The following is a 14,226-nucleotide window of genomic DNA, read 5'->3' on the forward strand; positions in this document are numbered from 1 at the left end:
CGCGGCTGTCACTGCCGGGCGACGATGACCGGCACGCGGGCCGCCTGCACCACAGCGGAACTCACCGAGCCCAGCAGAGCGCTTGCCACAGCGCCGTGGCCGTGACTGCCGACCACCAGTAACTGGGCGGATTCTGAGCGCTCCACCAGTCGCCGTGCCGGTTGGTCCTGGACGACCTCGGCACGCACCGTCACATCCGGGAAGCGCTGCTGCCATTCGGTCAGCTGGCCGCGGAGTTCTTGTTCGACCTCCGGACGCACGTCGTCCCAGTCGATTCCGGGCAGCTCGAACGCTCCCGGCGACCACCACGCGCGCAGCGCGATGAGTTCCACGCCCCGCAGGGCGGCCGCGTCGAAGGCGATCGCGGTGGCCGATTCGGCGGCGGCCGACCCGTCGGTACCCAGCAGGACCGGCGCCTGCGCATCGGGCACCGACGTGTTCTCGTCATGGATCACCGCCACGGGGCAGTGCGCCCGGTGCACCAATCCGGTGCTGACCGATCCGAGGACGGTGCGCGCGAGTGCGCCGCGGCCCCGGCTGCCCACCACGACCATCCGCGCCCGTTGGGATCGTTCGACCAACGCCGTCGTCGCTGACGAGACTGCGAACTCCGTCGAGATCTGCACCCGCCCGTGGGTGAGGTCCCGGGCGGTGCGCTCGGCGTCTTCGAGAACCTGCCGTCCCAACTGTTGCTGCAGATCCAGCAGTCCGGTGGGCGCCGGCACGGCCGACCAACTGCCGATGCTCGGGGTCACGGCGTACAGGATGGCCAGCGGGCAGTCGCGCAGCGCGGCTTCGGCTGCCGCCCACCGCAGCGCGGGGCCCGACGCCGTCGAGTCGTCGACACCGACGACGATGTCCGAAGATGCCGCATCTGTCACGCCAGATCCTCCTGCTTGTCAGGTTGCACCGCAGGTGGCCGGTCGAGCATCGCGGCCAGATCGATCCCTGAGGCCTTCAGCGCCTCGACGATCTTGGCCACCGCCACCGGGCTGACGCCGAGCAGACCACCGATCGCATCCTGGGCGTCGGAGGCGCCGCCGATGATGGACAGCCGCTCGATCTCCGAGAGCGGCATCGCGGCGGCCTCGGTGGCCTTGACCACCGAGGCCAGCACGTCCGGCAGGGTCAGCAGGCGGGCGGCTTCGGGAGAGTAGCTGTTCAACGCCACCGCGATCTCGGTCTTTCCGGCGGCTTCGGCCACCAGCCTGGCCTTGATGCCGTCGGCCTCGGCTTGTTGTTCCACGCGCAGTGCCTCCGCTGCGGCCTTGCGGGCATCGGCATCGGCCTCGCCGGACTGGCGGGCCGCTTCCGCTTTGGCCTGTGCGGCCAGGATCGCTGCCTGGCGTTCGCCCTCGGCGCGGGCGATGTCGGCCGAGCGCTGCGCCTCGGCCGGGGCGATGACGTCGGCCTGCAGCGCCGCCTTAGCCTGCTCGCTGCGGCGCTGCTCCACCTCGATGCGGGCCTCTACCCGTGCGGCCTCGGCCTGCTCGGTCGCGATGCCGACGTCCTTCTGCGCTCGGGCGTTCGCCAGCGGACCGGCCTGGTCGGCCTCCGCGTTCTCGGCCTCGGTCTGGGCGCGCAACCGGGCCAGTTCGACATCGCGGCGCTGGTTGGCGGTGGCGATCGCGGTGTCGGCCTCGGCCTGGGCGACCGAGCCCGCCTGCCGGGCCTTGGCCGACTGGATCTGCGCGTCGCGTTCGGCCTCGGCGGTACCGATCGCGGCGTCGCGTTTGACCTCGGCGATCCGCCGCTGCCCCAGCGACTCCAGGTAGGCGTTGCGGTCGGAGATACCGGCGATCTTGAGGACGTCGACCTCCATGCCGATGCGTGCCAGGTCTCCGCCTGCCTCCTCGACGACGCTGCGGGCCAGGGTGTCACGGTTGGAGTTGAGGTCTTCGACGGTCATGGTGGCGGTGATCCCGCGCAGGCTGCCGGCGAGGATCTCGTTGATCTGGCGTGCCAACTCGTTGAGGTCGGAGGTGAGGAAGCGCTGCACCGCGGTCTGCACGGCCTCTTCGGACGAGCCGATTCGAACCAGTCCGACGGCTTCGACGTTGACCGGAACACCGTTGTTGGACAACGCATTCTGCAGGTTGATGCTGACGTTGAACGGCTCCAGGCTCATGATGTCGACGCGTTCGATGCCCGGCACCCGAAATCTGGCGCCGCCCCGGACGACCTTCGGTGTGCCTCGGCCGGTGAACACCGCCACCTCGTTGGGCGGCACCTTGATGTAGTTCTTGACGTACACGATCGGCAGCGCGACGAACAGCAGAAATGCTGCGATCGCCGCGATGATGACGATCATCAGAACGGACATTTCTTCAGTTCCTCTCGACGGCGGGCGGATCGGTTTCCGTGCCGGGGATGGTCACCACGTGGACGTAGTCGGCGTCGACGTCGGCGATGTACACGGGGGTGGCCTTGGACAGCGCCGTGGGTTCCGCGGTGACGGCCCGGGCGCGGACCCGGTTTCCGTCGACGTCGACGAACGCCACCTCACCCCAGCCGTCGGTGGGGACCTCCAGCGTGACCGTGCCGAGCAGGCCGATGTAGGAGACCCGGCCGCGCTGGGAGTTCGACTGTTGACGGCGCAGGTAGGGCAGCAGCAGACCCTGCAGCGCGCCGATGAGGACCAGGCCGCTGCCGACGGCCACGACGGCCGAGATCGCCGTGCCCCATCCGGCCCAGGTGCTGATCAACCCGCCGGTGCCGGCGCCGAGCAGGCCCGCGGCCACGCTCGTCAGGCTCAGGAAAGGCAGGCCGTCGGGACCGGACCCGCCGCCCACCTCGAGGTCGGTCAGCAGCAGGGCGGTCAGCACCGCCACGCCTCCGACTCCGAAAGCCGCGAGATAAACCCCGGTCACGAGTTGATCTTCGCACTTCTTTCGCACCGGGTCCGCGCAGATTTTGGGCCGGGCCGCTGTGCGAGTAACATGGATCAACGGTGCGGCTTCCGCGCCGACTTCTTGCGTGCTCTGTCCTGGAGTTTTCGGGAATTAGCCAGATCCGGCTCACGTTCTCAAGTCGGACGAAGGCTGCGTCGAGCAGGCCGGGATACGAAACGAAAGCAAGGATCGCTACACAGTATGGCCAAGAAAGACGGCGCCATCGAGGTCGAGGGTCGCGTGGTCGAGCCCCTGCCCAATGCGATGTTCCGCATTGAGTTGGAGAACGGACACAAGGTACTCGCCCACATCAGCGGGAAGATGCGGCAGCACTACATCCGCATCCTCCCGGAGGACCGCGTCGTGGTGGAGCTCTCTCCCTACGACCTGTCCCGCGGCCGCATCGTGTACCGCTACAAGTAACCCCCCATCCGAGAAGCACAGAAGGATCGAACGAGCCGTGAAGGTGAACCCGAGCGTCAAGCCCATCTGCGACAAGTGCAGGGTGATCCGCCGGCATGGGCGGGTCATGGTGATCTGCTCCGATCCGCGCCACAAGCAGCGGCAAGGATGAGCGCTTGCGCGAAGACCGGACAGCACAGCTGAGTCTTCCGCGCATTACACAACTGAATGATGACCTCCCAGCACCACTGAACGGCATACGGCTGTTCGCCACGTCCGGCACGGAGGCCGGACCCCACCAGCGAGTGGGAACGGACTGGGACAAGACCTCCGCAGAACACGAGGAATGGCACACATGGCTCGACTAATGGGCGTCGATCTCCCGCGCGACAAGCGCATGGAGATCGCCCTGACCTACATCTACGGCGTCGGCCGTACCCGCTCCCAGGAGATCCTGGACGCCACCGGGATCAGCCGGGAGCTGCGCACCAAGGACCTGACCGACGATCAGGTGACCCAGCTGCGCGACTACATCGAGGGCAACCTCAAGGTGGAAGGTGATCTGCGCCGCGAGGTGCAGGCCGACATCCGCCGCAAGATCGAGATCGGCTGCTACCAGGGCCTGCGGCACCGCCGTGGCCTGCCGGTGCGCGGCCAGCGGACCAAGACCAATGCGCGCACCCGCAAGGGCCCGAAGCGCACCATCGCCGGCAAGAAGAAGGCCAGGTAACCCCGGATGGCACAGGCAAAGAAGGGCGGCACCGCCGCCAAGAAGGGTCAGAAGACCCGGCGTCGGGAAAAGAAGAACGTCCCGCACGGCGCTGCGCACATCAAGAGCACGTTCAACAACACGATCGTGACGATCACCGATCCTGCGGGCAACGTGATCGCCTGGGCATCGTCGGGTCACGTCGGGTTCAAGGGGTCGCGTAAGTCCACCCCGTTCGCCGCGCAGCTGGCCGCCGAGAACGCCGCCCGCAAGGCGCAGGAGCACGGCGTCAAGAAGGTCGACGTGTTCGTCAAGGGTCCGGGTTCGGGCCGCGAGACCGCGATCCGTTCGTTGCAGGCCGCCGGACTCGAGGTCGGCGCCATTTCCGATGTCACCCCGCAGCCGCACAACGGTTGCCGCCCGCCCAAGCGGCGCCGGGTCTAGAGGAGATTAGAGAGACATGGCTCGTTACACCGGACCCGTCACCCGCAAGTCGCGTCGCCTCGGCGTCGACCTCGTCGGTGGAGATCAGTCCTTCGAGAAGCGTCCCTACCCGCCCGGCCAGCACGGCCGCGCGCGGATCAAGGAGAGCGAGTACCGCCAGCAGCTGCAGGAGAAGCAGAAGGCCCGCTTCTCCTACGGCGTGATGGAGAAGCAGTTCCGCCGCTACTACGAGGAAGCGAACCGGCAGCCCGGCAAGACCGGTGACAACCTGCTGCGCATCCTGGAGAGCCGGCTGGACAATGTCGTCTACCGCGCCGGCCTGGCCCGCACCCGCCGGATGGCACGTCAGCTGGTCAGCCACGGCCACTTCACCGTCAACGGCGTGAAGGTCGACATCCCCAGTTACCGGGTGTCGCAGTACGACATCATCGACATCAAGGACAAGTCGATCAACACGCTGCCGTTCGAGCTCGCTCGGGCCAACGCGGGTGATCGCCCGATCCCCGGCTGGCTTCAGGTCGTCGGCGAGCGTCAGCGCATCCTCGTGCACCAGCTGCCCGAGCGCGCGCAGATCGACATCCCGCTCACCGAGCAGCTCATCGTCGAGCTCTACTCGAAGTAAACGTCCACGGCCCGGACGGGTCGCGGATCACCTAACGGCATCAAATAGCGGTTGCCGAGAAGGAGAAGAAGAAAAACATGCTGATCTCTCAGCGCCCCACACTCAGCGAAGAAGTCATCGCCGAGAACCGGTCCCAGTTCGTCATCGAGCCGCTGGAGCCGGGATTCGGCTATACCCTTGGCAATTCGCTGCGTCGCACGCTGCTGTCGTCGATCCCCGGCGCGGCAGTCACCAGCATCCGCATCGACGGTGTGCTGCACGAATTCACCACCGTCCCCGGGGTGAAGGAAGATGTCACCGACATCATCCTCAACCTCAAGGGCCTGGTCGTGTCCTCCGAGGAGGACGAGCCGGTCACGATGTACCTGCGCAAGCAGGGGCCGGGCGAGGTCACCGCGGGCGACATCGTCCCGCCGGCCGGTGTCACCGTGCACAACCCGGACATGCGCATCGCCACCCTCAATGACAAGGGCAAGCTCGAGGTGGAGCTGGTCGTCGAGCGCGGTCGCGGCTACGTGCCGGCTGTGCAGAACAAGGCCTCCGGCGCCGAGATCGGCCGCATCCCGGTCGATTCCATCTACTCGCCGGTGCTCAAGGTCACCTACAAGGTGGAGGCCACCCGCGTCGAGCAGCGCACCGACTTCGACAAGCTGATCCTCGACGTCGAGACCAAGAGTTCGATCGGCGCTCGCGACGCGCTGGCATCCGCCGGCAAGACGCTGGTCGAGTTGTTCGGTCTGGCAAGGGAACTCAACGTCGAAGCCGAGGGCATCGAGATCGGCCCGTCGCCTGCCGAGGCCGACCACATCGCCAGCTTCGCGCTGCCGATCGACGATCTGGACCTGACCGTCCGTTCGTACAACTGCCTCAAGCGCGAGGGTGTGCACACGGTGGGCGAGCTCGTCGCCCGCACGGAGTCCGATCTGCTGGACATCCGTAACTTCGGCCAGAAGTCCATCGACGAGGTGAAGATCAAGCTGCACCAGTTGGGTCTGTCGCTCAAGGACAGCCCGGCCAGCTTCGACCCGTCCGAGGTCGCCGGCTACGACGTCGCCACCGGCACCTGGAACAGCGATGCAGGTTACGACCTGGACGCCGACCAGGACTTCGCCGAGACCGAACAGCTCTAACCAACCCGTCCCGGTCCTACCTGATACGGGGGCCGGCCCCATTTAGGAGATAGTCGCAATGCCCAAACCCACCAAGGGTCCTCGCCTCGGCGGGTCGTCGTCGCACCAGAAGGCGCTGCTGGCCAACCTGGCCACGTCGCTCTTCGAGCACGGCCGCATCAAGACGACCGAGCCGAAGGCGCGGGCGTTGCGTCCGTACGCGGAGAAGCTGATCACCCACGCCAAGAAGGGCACGCTGCACAACCGGCGTGAGGTGATGAAGAAGATCCGCGACAAGGACATCGTGCACATCCTGTTCGCCGAGATCGGCCCGTTCTTCTCCGATCGCAGCGGCGGCTACACCCGGATCATCAAGGTGGAGAACCGCAAGGGCGACAACGCCCCGATGGCGGTCATCGAGCTGGTGCGGGAGAAGACCGTGACGTCCGAGGCCGATAGGGCCCGCCGGAGCCAGCCGGTCGCCGCCGCGGCGGCACCGCAGGCTGCGGTCGAGCCGGAGGCCGCGGACGGGCCAGCTGTGGCCGAGGAGGCTGAGGCGGTCGACGAGACGCCGATCACCGAGGAGGCCGAGGTCGAGACCCCGGGTACCGAGGAGACTTCAGCCACCGACGAGGCCTTGGCCGAGGAGACTTCAGCCGAGGATGACACCAAGTCCTAGCGACGACGTGATGAACATGCCCGCCATCGATTCCGGTGGCGGGCATGATTCATTATCCCGTCGCTTCGCTCGCCCGGTTATCCGTCTGCGGCTCGACGTGGCTTACGACGGCACCGAATTCGCCGGCTGGGCAGCGCAGACCGGGCACCGAACCGTGGCCGGTGTCATCGACGACGCCCTGTCGACGGTGTTCCGGGTCCCGGTGCAGGTGCGCGCGGCCGGTCGGACCGATTCCGGGGTGCATGCCAGCGGGCAGGTTGCCCACGTGGACATTCCGGTCGACGCACTGCCCCACGCCAGCCCGCGCACCCGGCGCCGGGACGACAGCGAGTTCGGTCCGCTGGTGCACCGTCTGGCCAAGTTGCTGACCGAGGACGTCCGCATCCTCGGGATCACCCGTGCGGCAGCCGGTTTCGACGCACGGTTCTCCGCACTGCGCCGCCGCTACGTCTACCGGTTGTCGACGGCGCCGTACGGCGTCGAACCGCACGAAGCGCGGTTCGTGACGGCGTGGCCGCGTGACCTGGATGTCGATGCGATGGCCGCCGCGGCGCGGGAGCTGTTGGGGTTACACGACTTCGCCGCGTTCTGCCGGCACCGGGACGGCGCGACGACCATCCGCGAGTTGCAGCGGCTGGACTGCACCCGCGACGGGCACCGGGTCGCGGTGACGGTCAGCGCCGACGCCTTCTGCTGGAACATGGTGCGCTCACTGGTCGGAGCGTTGCTGGCGGTCGGAGAACATCGTCGGGACCCGGCGTGGTGCGTAGGGCTGCTCAGCGCGACGCGGCGGTCCAGCGACTTCGCCGCAGCACCCGCGCGGGGACTGACGCTCGTCGGGGTGGACTATCCGCCCGATGGTGAACTCGCCGCACGCAATCTGGTCACCCGGGATGTGCGCACCGCGGACGAGATCGGCTAGATTTTGGCCGCGACGAAGTCGGCGGCCTGGTTGATCATGCCACCGCTGATGTAGGCGGACGCCAGATGGGCGGGCCAGTAGTCCTGCCAGTTCTCCGGCGCGGTCGGATTGCAGATCGGGTCGTCGCCGTGGCAGAGCTCGATGATTCGGTCACGCAGCGCCGGGTTGGTGAAGTTGGCGATCGGGCCGACCCAGTTGCTGCCGTTGCCGAACAGCGTGACAGCCGCGATGTGCCGATCGGCGCCGGCCGGCATCGGAGTCTTGAAGCCGAACGCGGCGATCGGCACCGCGATCACGACATCGGTGACTGCGGCACCCAGTGAGTACCCGCCCAGCACCAGCCGGGTGTCGGGACAGTTGGCCGCCATGTACCCGATCCGCTGGCTCATGTCATTGGCGCCCACGTCGATCTCGGTGTCGGCGGGGTACTTCACCGCGTACAGGTCGATGTTCTTGCCGGTCTTGTTCCGCAACGCACTGGCCAATGCGTTGCCGATCTGCCCGGCACCGGGCGATTCGATGCGGCCTCGGGCGAAGATCAGCTCGACCTCGGGGCAGGGGGCCGCGGAGGCGACGGGCACAATCGGCGCCGCGTCACCCGGTACCACCGCTGGGGCGATCAGACCTGCAACGGCGAAGGCGACCGTGAGCGTCAATTTACCAATCACCCCGCCGATCATAGCCACCGCTGGCGACCCCGTCGCGTAGTTCGGCTGTCGATGGATGCGGCCCGTCAGGTGGTCAGATCCGCCCGGCCGCGAAGCCGGCGGCTTGGGCGATGAACGGTGAGGATTCGTAGCTTGTGTGCGCGAACGGGTTTCGGCCGTCTGAGCAAATCGGGTCGCCGTTGGCGCACAGATCGATCGCCTTGCCCGCGAACGAGCCGGCAGCCGAGACCGGATTGCCGAACTTCGTTGCCGGATTACCGAAAACCGCGACCGCCGCGACGTTGCCGTTGAGGCTGCCCGGCAGTGGTGGGGCCGAACCGATGTTGCCCACCTTGTTGCCCAGCGGCGGCACCCCGGCCAGCATGTCGATGACGGCCGCACCCTGCGAATAGCCGCCCAGCACGATCCGGGTGCCGGGGCACTGCTGGGACATGAAGGCGACGCGGTTGGCGGCGTCGGTGGCGCCGGCGGCGGTGTTGAGGAAGTCGTAGCTGGCGGGGTAGTTCACGCCGTAGGTGCCGACCGTGCGGCCGCCGAGCTGTGGCCGCAGTGCGTCGGCGAGCGCCTGGCCCACCCGTCCCACGCCCGCGGGCTCACTGGTGCCGCGGGCGAACACCACCTCCACGTCGGGGCATGGTTGCGCGGCGGCTGTCGGCATGGGCAACACGAAGAAGGCCAGCGGCGCGGCCACGACAGCGGAGAGGGCAGCCAGGGTTCGGCGGCTCAATCGGTCGAAAGTCACAAGACACCGTATCTCACCGGGGCTACACCAGTCCCGCGACGAAGCCGGCTGCCTGATCGGTGAAGCCCGCCGAGACGTAGTTGCTGTGGGCGGGAACGTCGTCGCCGGGCCCGCACACCGGATCGCCGGCGTTGCACAGGTCGATGGAGCGCGCGCCCCAGACCGGGCTGGTGGTCAGGGGAAGGCCCACCTTCGCCGAGGGGTTGCCGAACACCGCGATCGCGGCGACGAAGTCCGGGGTGTTGGGCGGTAGCGGGTTGGTGAACCCTGCGCCGGGGACCGGGATGGCGGCGATGACGTCGACCACCGCGGCGCCCTGCGAGTACCCGCCGAGTACCAGCCGGGTGTTCGGGCAGTTGGCAATCATGTACTGGATGTGAGCGCTGGCGTCGTTGGCGCCGGCGGCGACCTGGAGGAAGTCGAAGGTGGCCGGGTAGTTGACGGCGTAGGCGCCGACCGACCGGCCACCGACGCGACCACGCAGTGAGTCCACGAACGACTGGCCGACCCGTCCCAGGCCCGCCGCTTCGTCGGTGCCGCGTGCGAACACGACCTCGATGTCGGGGCAGCCCTGGGCGTGGGCTACGGGTGCGGTTGCCGGGGCCGCGACGGACGGTGCCATGAGCAGCGCCGCTGCGGCCACAACCGCTGCCGCTAGCGGACGAACATCAAGATCGAAGGTCACCAGACGATGTTAGCGGGATATCTCCCGCTGGAGCGTCCGGCCAGGTCACGGCGGCGAGCTCCTCACTGCGGTCACCCTGTCGGGCCAGCGCCAGACCGGCGAGCACGATCGCGCCGCCGAGGGCCTGCGTCGGCGTGATGGCCTCTCCGAGCAACAACCACGCAGCCAGCACCGCGAACAACACCTCGGACAGGCCGACCAGCGACGCGAACCGGGGCCGCAGCCGGGCGATGCCGACGATCCCGAGTGTGTACGCGATCGCCGTCGGGATCAGCGCCAGCGCGATCACGGGCACGAGCCACGAGGTGGTCCATCCCGCGATCACGACGTCGTGCTGAGTGAACGTCAGCGGCATCACCCCGGCGAGCCCGATCAGCCCGACCGTGACCGCGCCGACGACGAGCCCCCCGGCGGCCAGGGTGATCGGGTGCAGTCCGGCCTGGCCGTCCGGACCCTGGCCGCCGACCTTGTCCGACATCAGGAAGTAGCAGGCCGCGCAGACGGCGGCGGCCAGGCCCCATCCGACACCGACGAGGTTGACGTCGGCACCCGCGAGCCCGCCGGCGCCGAGGACGCCGAGCACCAGCATGATCCCCACCACCGCGACGACCACACCCCCGAGGGTCAGGTTGGTGGGTCGCTTCCGGGTGATCGCCCACAGCCAGGCCACGACCAGCAGGGGAGCGGTGTATTCGAGCAGCAGCGCCACGCCGACCGACAGATGGGAGACGGCGTTGTAGTAGAAGAACTGCGCGCCGGCGATCGGCACGATCCCGTACAACACCACGGTGCGGGCGTGCCTGCGTGTTTCGCGTAGCCACCCCGGGCGGATCAGCGAGGCGAACACCCCCATCGCCAGCGCGCCACCGGCCAGCCTGGCGGTCACGGCCGCGGTCGGGCTCCAGCCGGCCTCCATCAGCGATTTCGCGAAGGGGCCGGATGAGCCGAAGGCCAGTGCCGAGGTGATCGCGAAGAGCAGGCCCGTCCGAAACTGGTGGGTGTCGTTCGCAGCCACGGGCCACCTCCGGAGATGTCGATAGGGGTGTAATGAGTAAACTCAACTTTGGTCATGACGCTAGCCCGGAAAGGAGTCATGAGTCAAATGCTTTTCAACCATGACACCGACCTCACGTTGCGGGCGGTGTGTGTGCTGATCAACACCGACCGGGTCGACGGCGAGCGCCTCGCCGACCTGGCCGCACTCGACGACTATCTGGCCACCTTCGGTTGGACGGGCCGACGCGACCACGACGCTGCCGAACTGGCCGCCGTGCAGCAGTTGCGGACCCGTCTCGGCCGCATCTGGGAGAGCGCCGACGACGAGGAGCGAGTGGTCGGGCAGGTGAACGCGCTGCTCAGTGACACCCGTGCGGCCCCCTGGTTGACGAGACATGCCGAGATGCCGGAATGGCATCTGCACCTCGCCTCGATCCACGACCCGCTGTGGCAGCGGATGGGTGCCGAGATGGCGATGGCGCTGGCCGACCTGATCCGCTCCGGCGAGTTGCGACGACTGAAGATCTGCGCGGCCCCCGACTGCGAGGCCGTGCTGGTCGACCTGTCGCGGAACCGGTCGGGAAAGTTCTGTGACACCGGCAACTGCGGCAACCGTCAGCACGTCGCCGCCTACCGAGAGCGGCGCTCCAACAAGTGATCAGACCCCCTCGCGGCCGCGGTTAGGCTGACCGGAGGGGGAGTGACCAGTGCAACCGACCACGCGCCTACACGTCAGTGGACACCGATTCCTGGTGCACCGGATGGAGCACGCGTTGCTGCGGGGTGACACCCGGATGCTCGATGATCCGCCTCGGGGGCAGTCACTTTCGCTGGTGGCCGGTGCGGTGCTGACGGTGGTCGCAGTCGCGGCCTGCGCGGTGCTGGCATTGGTGAGACCGGCGGGCGAACTCGGCGACGCACCGATCGTGGTGGTGCGTGAGACCGGTGCGATGTACGTCCGGGTCGACGACACCGTGCACCCCGTTCCGAACCTGGCGTCCGCGCGGCTGATCGCGGGGACCCCGGCTGAACCGCGCCTCGTCGGTCAGGCGGCGGTCGACACAGCGCGTCGTGGACCGTCGATCGGCATCCCCGGGGCGCCGGAGGCGATCTCGGCACCGCTGACACCTGAGGAGTCGAGCTGGACGGTGTGCGACGACCCACGCGGGGTGACCACCGTCATCGCCGGGCCGATATCCGACCGCGCGGCCCCGACGGGACCCGGCGTGCTCGTGACACCACGCGGCGCGAGTGCGGCCAGCACCTACCTGCTCTACGAGGGCCGGCGTGCGCGGGTGGACCTGCGCCACCACGCCGTGGTCCGCGCACTGCGACTCGAGGGCGTGGTGCCGCGGCCGATCGCCGCAGCGGTGTTGGAGGCGATACCCGAGGCCCCGCAGATCGTGCCCCCGCACCTTCGCGCGGCCGGCGAGCCCGGCCCGTCGACGCTGCGCGACCATCCGGTGGGCACCGTGGTGAGAGTGCCCCGCGTCGCCGGCGCACCCGGTTCTCGCGAGGACCTCTTCGCCGTCCTCGCCGACGGCGTGCAACGTATCGGCGAAGTGGCTGCGGACCTGCTGCGCTACACCGATGCGCTCGTCGCCGAACAGATTCCGACCGTGTCACCGGCCGAGGTGGGTGCTGTGCCCGTCGTCGACACCTTGCCCGTCGCGACCTATCCCGAACGCGGCGGGGTGATCCAGGCCCCCGTGGTATGTGCGCGGTGGCGTGCAGGGCCGGCCGGCAACGCGTCCGAAACCGCCGTGCTCACCGGGCACGCGGTCCCGGCCGTCGGCACGCCGGTCCCGTTGGCGCAGGCCGATGGGGACGGCCCGGCGGTTGATGCGGTGTTCCTGCCGCCGGGCCGCAGCGTGTTCGCCCACTCCGTCGGGCTCACCGGGAGCGGACGAAGCACCGGATCACTGTTCCTGGTCACCGATTCTGGTGTGCGGTACGGAATCCACGACGACACCGTGGCCACCAGCCTCGGGTTGACCGACCCCGCACAGCCCACTCCGTGGGCCGTGCTGGCCGCGCTTCCCGGGGGCCCCGAACTCAGTCAGGCCGGTGCGTCAGTCCTGCGGGACGGGATCCGTGATGGCAGCGTCGCGTCTCCGTGACCGGCCCACGGCCGTCGAGACCGCGATGATCCCCGTCAGCGCCACGCAGATTGCCGCTGCACCCACCGCCGTGACGCCCGCAGACCGGTCGGTGGCGGGGATAGGGGTCGTCCGCGTCAGCGCTGTCGCGGAGGGTGGGCTCGGCGCGGCGGGCCCGGTGTCGGTCACCGCGGCGAGTGCGTCGACGACGCCGTGGCCGACGGCCGGATCCCATCCGCCTGCCGGGCGCCGTGCGGTCTCCTCGATGCGCTGCATGACCTGGCGGGCGGTGAGTTCGGGGGAGCGCGCACGAACCAGCGCCGCGATCGCACTCACCACCGGTGCGGCATAGCTGGTTCCCGAGATCGGTGACCCGTCGGAAACGGTGTGTACCAACCCTTCTCCGGCCGGTGCCAGTGAGACGACGTCCTCACCCGGTGCCGCCACATCCACCCACGGCCCGGCGAGGCTGAACTCCGACGCGGAGCCGTGGCCGTCGACCGAACCGACCGTGAGCACGTAGTCGTCGTACCAGGCGGGGCTGGCTACGACGGCGACATCGTCCCATCCGGCGGTGTCGCGCGGATTCTGGCCGGGGCACTGGCCGGGGCCGACGACATTGCCTGCCGCGGTCACGACGACGACGTTCCTGACATCCACGGCGTAGGCCAGGGCCGCGCCCAGCGCCCGGTCGTCGAGGGCGCCGTCGGCGGGCAGGCACGCCACCGAGGAGATGTTGATGACGGTGGCGCCGAGGTCCGCGGCGGTGCGCNCCGCCGCGGCCAGGGTCTCCACGTCGCCTGATCCCGAAGCGGCCGGGTCGTCGACAGCGCGGAACTTGTTGCTGGACTGCCGGATCGCCAGGACGGTGACATCGGGAGCGATTCCGGTGAACGCACCGGGTTGTGCGGGATCGGCCGTGGCGCCGATGATCCCGGCGACGATCGTGCCGTGCCCGTCACAATCCGCCGCGCCGTCGTCCGTCGACACGTAGTCACCCCCGGGGACCAGATGGGGTAACCGCCGGTGGCGGGCCACGCCGGTGTCGATCACCGCGACCGTCTGACCGGCGCCCCGGGTCAACGCCCAGACGGTGGCGAGATCTGTACCCGCGAGTTGGCCCGGGGTTGCCGCATCAGGTGGCGCGGGCGGCGCGGTGACGCAGTCGTCGTGCCGGACGGTGGGCCGTGCGCCATCGAATCCCATTGTTCGACAGGGTGTTCAGGTTGCGGAATACCTGGCGCTTGTCGCGGTGGTG

Annotated in this window: 17 protein-coding genes and 1 pseudogene; 10 read left to right on the forward strand and 8 right to left on the reverse strand. The window is 68.7% G+C overall.

The window, feature by feature from the left end:
* Positions 1-8 precede the first annotated feature (8 nt).
* From BEMPMBAN_RS12170 to BEMPMBAN_RS12180, 3 genes are read right to left on the reverse strand one after another with little or no spacing between them, the layout of a single operon-like run.
* Positions 9-881: a universal stress protein gene (locus tag BEMPMBAN_RS12170; protein WP_159230632.1), complete on the reverse strand. Its 873-nt coding sequence runs from the start codon at positions 879-881 to the stop codon at positions 9-11.
* Positions 878-2,323: a flotillin family protein gene (locus BEMPMBAN_RS12175; protein WP_159230633.1), complete on the reverse strand. Its 1,446-nt coding sequence runs from the start codon at positions 2,321-2,323 to the stop codon at positions 878-880. Before BEMPMBAN_RS12175 ends, BEMPMBAN_RS12170 begins: the two co-directional genes overlap by 4 nt.
* A gap of 4 nt (positions 2,324-2,327) precedes the next feature.
* Positions 2,328-2,870, reverse strand: a complete 543-nt coding sequence (locus BEMPMBAN_RS12180) for a hypothetical protein (protein WP_159230634.1) — start codon at positions 2,868-2,870, stop codon at positions 2,328-2,330.
* Positions 2,871-3,092: 222 nt separating this feature from the next.
* Between BEMPMBAN_RS12180 and infA the strand changes: the two genes are divergently transcribed.
* From infA to truA, 8 genes are all read left to right on the forward strand, one after another.
* Positions 3,093-3,314 (forward strand): translation initiation factor IF-1, encoded by a 222-nt coding sequence (infA, locus tag BEMPMBAN_RS12185; protein ID WP_003418601.1) that lies wholly within the window; start codon positions 3,093-3,095, stop codon positions 3,312-3,314.
* A 37-nt stretch (positions 3,315-3,351) separates the two neighbouring features.
* Positions 3,352-3,465, forward strand: coding sequence for a 50S ribosomal protein L36 (gene rpmJ / locus BEMPMBAN_RS12190; protein ID WP_003879483.1), 114 nt, complete (start codon positions 3,352-3,354; stop codon positions 3,463-3,465).
* A gap of 183 nt (positions 3,466-3,648) precedes the next feature.
* Positions 3,649-4,023: a 30S ribosomal protein S13 gene (gene rpsM, locus BEMPMBAN_RS12195; RefSeq protein WP_159230635.1), complete on the forward strand. Its 375-nt coding sequence runs from the start codon at positions 3,649-3,651 to the stop codon at positions 4,021-4,023.
* A 6-nt stretch (positions 4,024-4,029) separates the two neighbouring features.
* The gene (rpsK, locus tag BEMPMBAN_RS12200) at positions 4,030-4,446 is read left to right on the forward strand and encodes a 30S ribosomal protein S11 (RefSeq protein ID WP_159230636.1); all 417 of its coding nucleotides are present in this window, start codon (positions 4,030-4,032) and stop codon (positions 4,444-4,446) included.
* Positions 4,447-4,462: 16 nt separating this feature from the next.
* A complete protein-coding gene (gene rpsD, locus BEMPMBAN_RS12205; protein WP_159230637.1) occupies positions 4,463-5,068 on the forward strand; it encodes a 30S ribosomal protein S4 in 606 nt (201 codons plus the stop codon).
* Between the two features lie 77 nt (positions 5,069-5,145).
* Positions 5,146-6,198: a DNA-directed RNA polymerase subunit alpha gene (locus BEMPMBAN_RS12210; RefSeq protein WP_159230638.1), complete on the forward strand. Its 1,053-nt coding sequence runs from the start codon at positions 5,146-5,148 to the stop codon at positions 6,196-6,198.
* Positions 6,199-6,256: 58 nt separating this feature from the next.
* Complete coding sequence (rplQ, locus tag BEMPMBAN_RS12215; RefSeq protein WP_159230639.1) at positions 6,257-6,856, forward strand: 50S ribosomal protein L17; 600 nt, start codon at positions 6,257-6,259, stop codon at positions 6,854-6,856.
* A gap of 10 nt (positions 6,857-6,866) precedes the next feature.
* Complete coding sequence (gene truA, locus BEMPMBAN_RS12220; protein WP_159230656.1) at positions 6,867-7,778, forward strand: tRNA pseudouridine(38-40) synthase TruA; 912 nt, start codon at positions 6,867-6,869, stop codon at positions 7,776-7,778.
* On the opposite strand, the gene BEMPMBAN_RS12225 is transcribed toward truA, so the two are convergent.
* From BEMPMBAN_RS12225 to BEMPMBAN_RS12240, 4 genes are all read right to left on the reverse strand, one after another.
* A complete protein-coding gene (locus BEMPMBAN_RS12225; RefSeq protein ID WP_159230657.1) occupies positions 7,775-8,458 on the reverse strand; it encodes a cutinase family protein in 684 nt (227 codons plus the stop codon). The genes truA and BEMPMBAN_RS12225 overlap by 4 nt on opposite strands.
* A gap of 61 nt (positions 8,459-8,519) precedes the next feature.
* Positions 8,520-9,104: a cutinase family protein gene (locus BEMPMBAN_RS12230; protein ID WP_159230658.1), complete on the reverse strand. Its 585-nt coding sequence runs from the start codon at positions 9,102-9,104 to the stop codon at positions 8,520-8,522.
* Between the two features lie 106 nt (positions 9,105-9,210).
* A complete protein-coding gene (locus BEMPMBAN_RS12235) occupies positions 9,211-9,810 on the reverse strand; it encodes a cutinase family protein (protein ID WP_159230659.1) in 600 nt (199 codons plus the stop codon).
* Between the two features lie 46 nt (positions 9,811-9,856).
* Positions 9,857-10,888 (reverse strand): EamA family transporter, encoded by a 1,032-nt coding sequence (locus tag BEMPMBAN_RS12240; protein WP_159230640.1) that lies wholly within the window; start codon positions 10,886-10,888, stop codon positions 9,857-9,859.
* An 87-nt stretch (positions 10,889-10,975) separates the two neighbouring features.
* On the opposite strand from BEMPMBAN_RS12240, the gene BEMPMBAN_RS12245 reads away from it, so the two are divergent.
* Positions 10,976-11,527, forward strand: coding sequence for a CGNR zinc finger domain-containing protein (locus BEMPMBAN_RS12245; protein WP_159230660.1), 552 nt, complete (start codon positions 10,976-10,978; stop codon positions 11,525-11,527).
* A 49-nt stretch (positions 11,528-11,576) separates the two neighbouring features.
* Positions 11,577-12,989, forward strand: coding sequence for a type VII secretion protein EccB (eccB, locus tag BEMPMBAN_RS12250; protein ID WP_159230641.1), 1,413 nt, complete (start codon positions 11,577-11,579; stop codon positions 12,987-12,989).
* Here the strand turns inward: eccB and mycP are convergent.
* Positions 12,942-14,153, reverse strand: a pseudogene (mycP, locus tag BEMPMBAN_RS12255) (type VII secretion-associated serine protease mycosin); the annotation flags it as partial. The gene eccB and the pseudogene mycP overlap by 48 nt on opposite strands.
* Positions 14,154-14,226 lie beyond the last annotated feature (73 nt).

Source organism: Mycolicibacterium austroafricanum (assembly GCF_902705885.1).
In the GTDB taxonomy this organism is placed as follows: Bacteria; Actinomycetota; Actinomycetes; order Mycobacteriales; family Mycobacteriaceae; genus Mycobacterium; species Mycobacterium vanbaalenii_A.

Coding starts and splice junctions, on each gene's coding strand:
- BEMPMBAN_RS12175 (WP_159230633.1), bottom strand. CDS start 2,323: ATGTCCGTTCTGATGATCGTCATCATCGCGGCGATCGCAGCATTTCTG.
- infA (WP_003418601.1), top strand. CDS start 3,093: ATGGCCAAGAAAGACGGCGCCATCGAGGTCGAGGGTCGCGTGGTCGAG.
- rpsM (WP_159230635.1), top strand. CDS start 3,649: ATGGCTCGACTAATGGGCGTCGATCTCCCGCGCGACAAGCGCATGGAG.
- rpsK (WP_159230636.1), top strand. CDS start 4,030: ATGGCACAGGCAAAGAAGGGCGGCACCGCCGCCAAGAAGGGTCAGAAG.
- rpsD (WP_159230637.1), top strand. CDS start 4,463: ATGGCTCGTTACACCGGACCCGTCACCCGCAAGTCGCGTCGCCTCGGC.
- BEMPMBAN_RS12210 (WP_159230638.1), top strand. CDS start 5,146: ATGCTGATCTCTCAGCGCCCCACACTCAGCGAAGAAGTCATCGCCGAG.
- rplQ (WP_159230639.1), top strand. CDS start 6,257: ATGCCCAAACCCACCAAGGGTCCTCGCCTCGGCGGGTCGTCGTCGCAC.
- truA (WP_159230656.1), top strand. CDS start 6,867: ATGAACATGCCCGCCATCGATTCCGGTGGCGGGCATGATTCATTATCC.
- BEMPMBAN_RS12225 (WP_159230657.1), bottom strand. CDS start 8,458: ATGATCGGCGGGGTGATTGGTAAATTGACGCTCACGGTCGCCTTCGCC.
- BEMPMBAN_RS12230 (WP_159230658.1), bottom strand. CDS start 9,104: ATGCCGACAGCCGCCGCGCAACCATGCCCCGACGTGGAGGTGGTGTTC.
- BEMPMBAN_RS12235 (WP_159230659.1), bottom strand. CDS start 9,810: ATGGCACCGTCCGTCGCGGCCCCGGCAACCGCACCCGTAGCCCACGCC.
- BEMPMBAN_RS12245 (WP_159230660.1), top strand. CDS start 10,976: ATGCTTTTCAACCATGACACCGACCTCACGTTGCGGGCGGTGTGTGTG.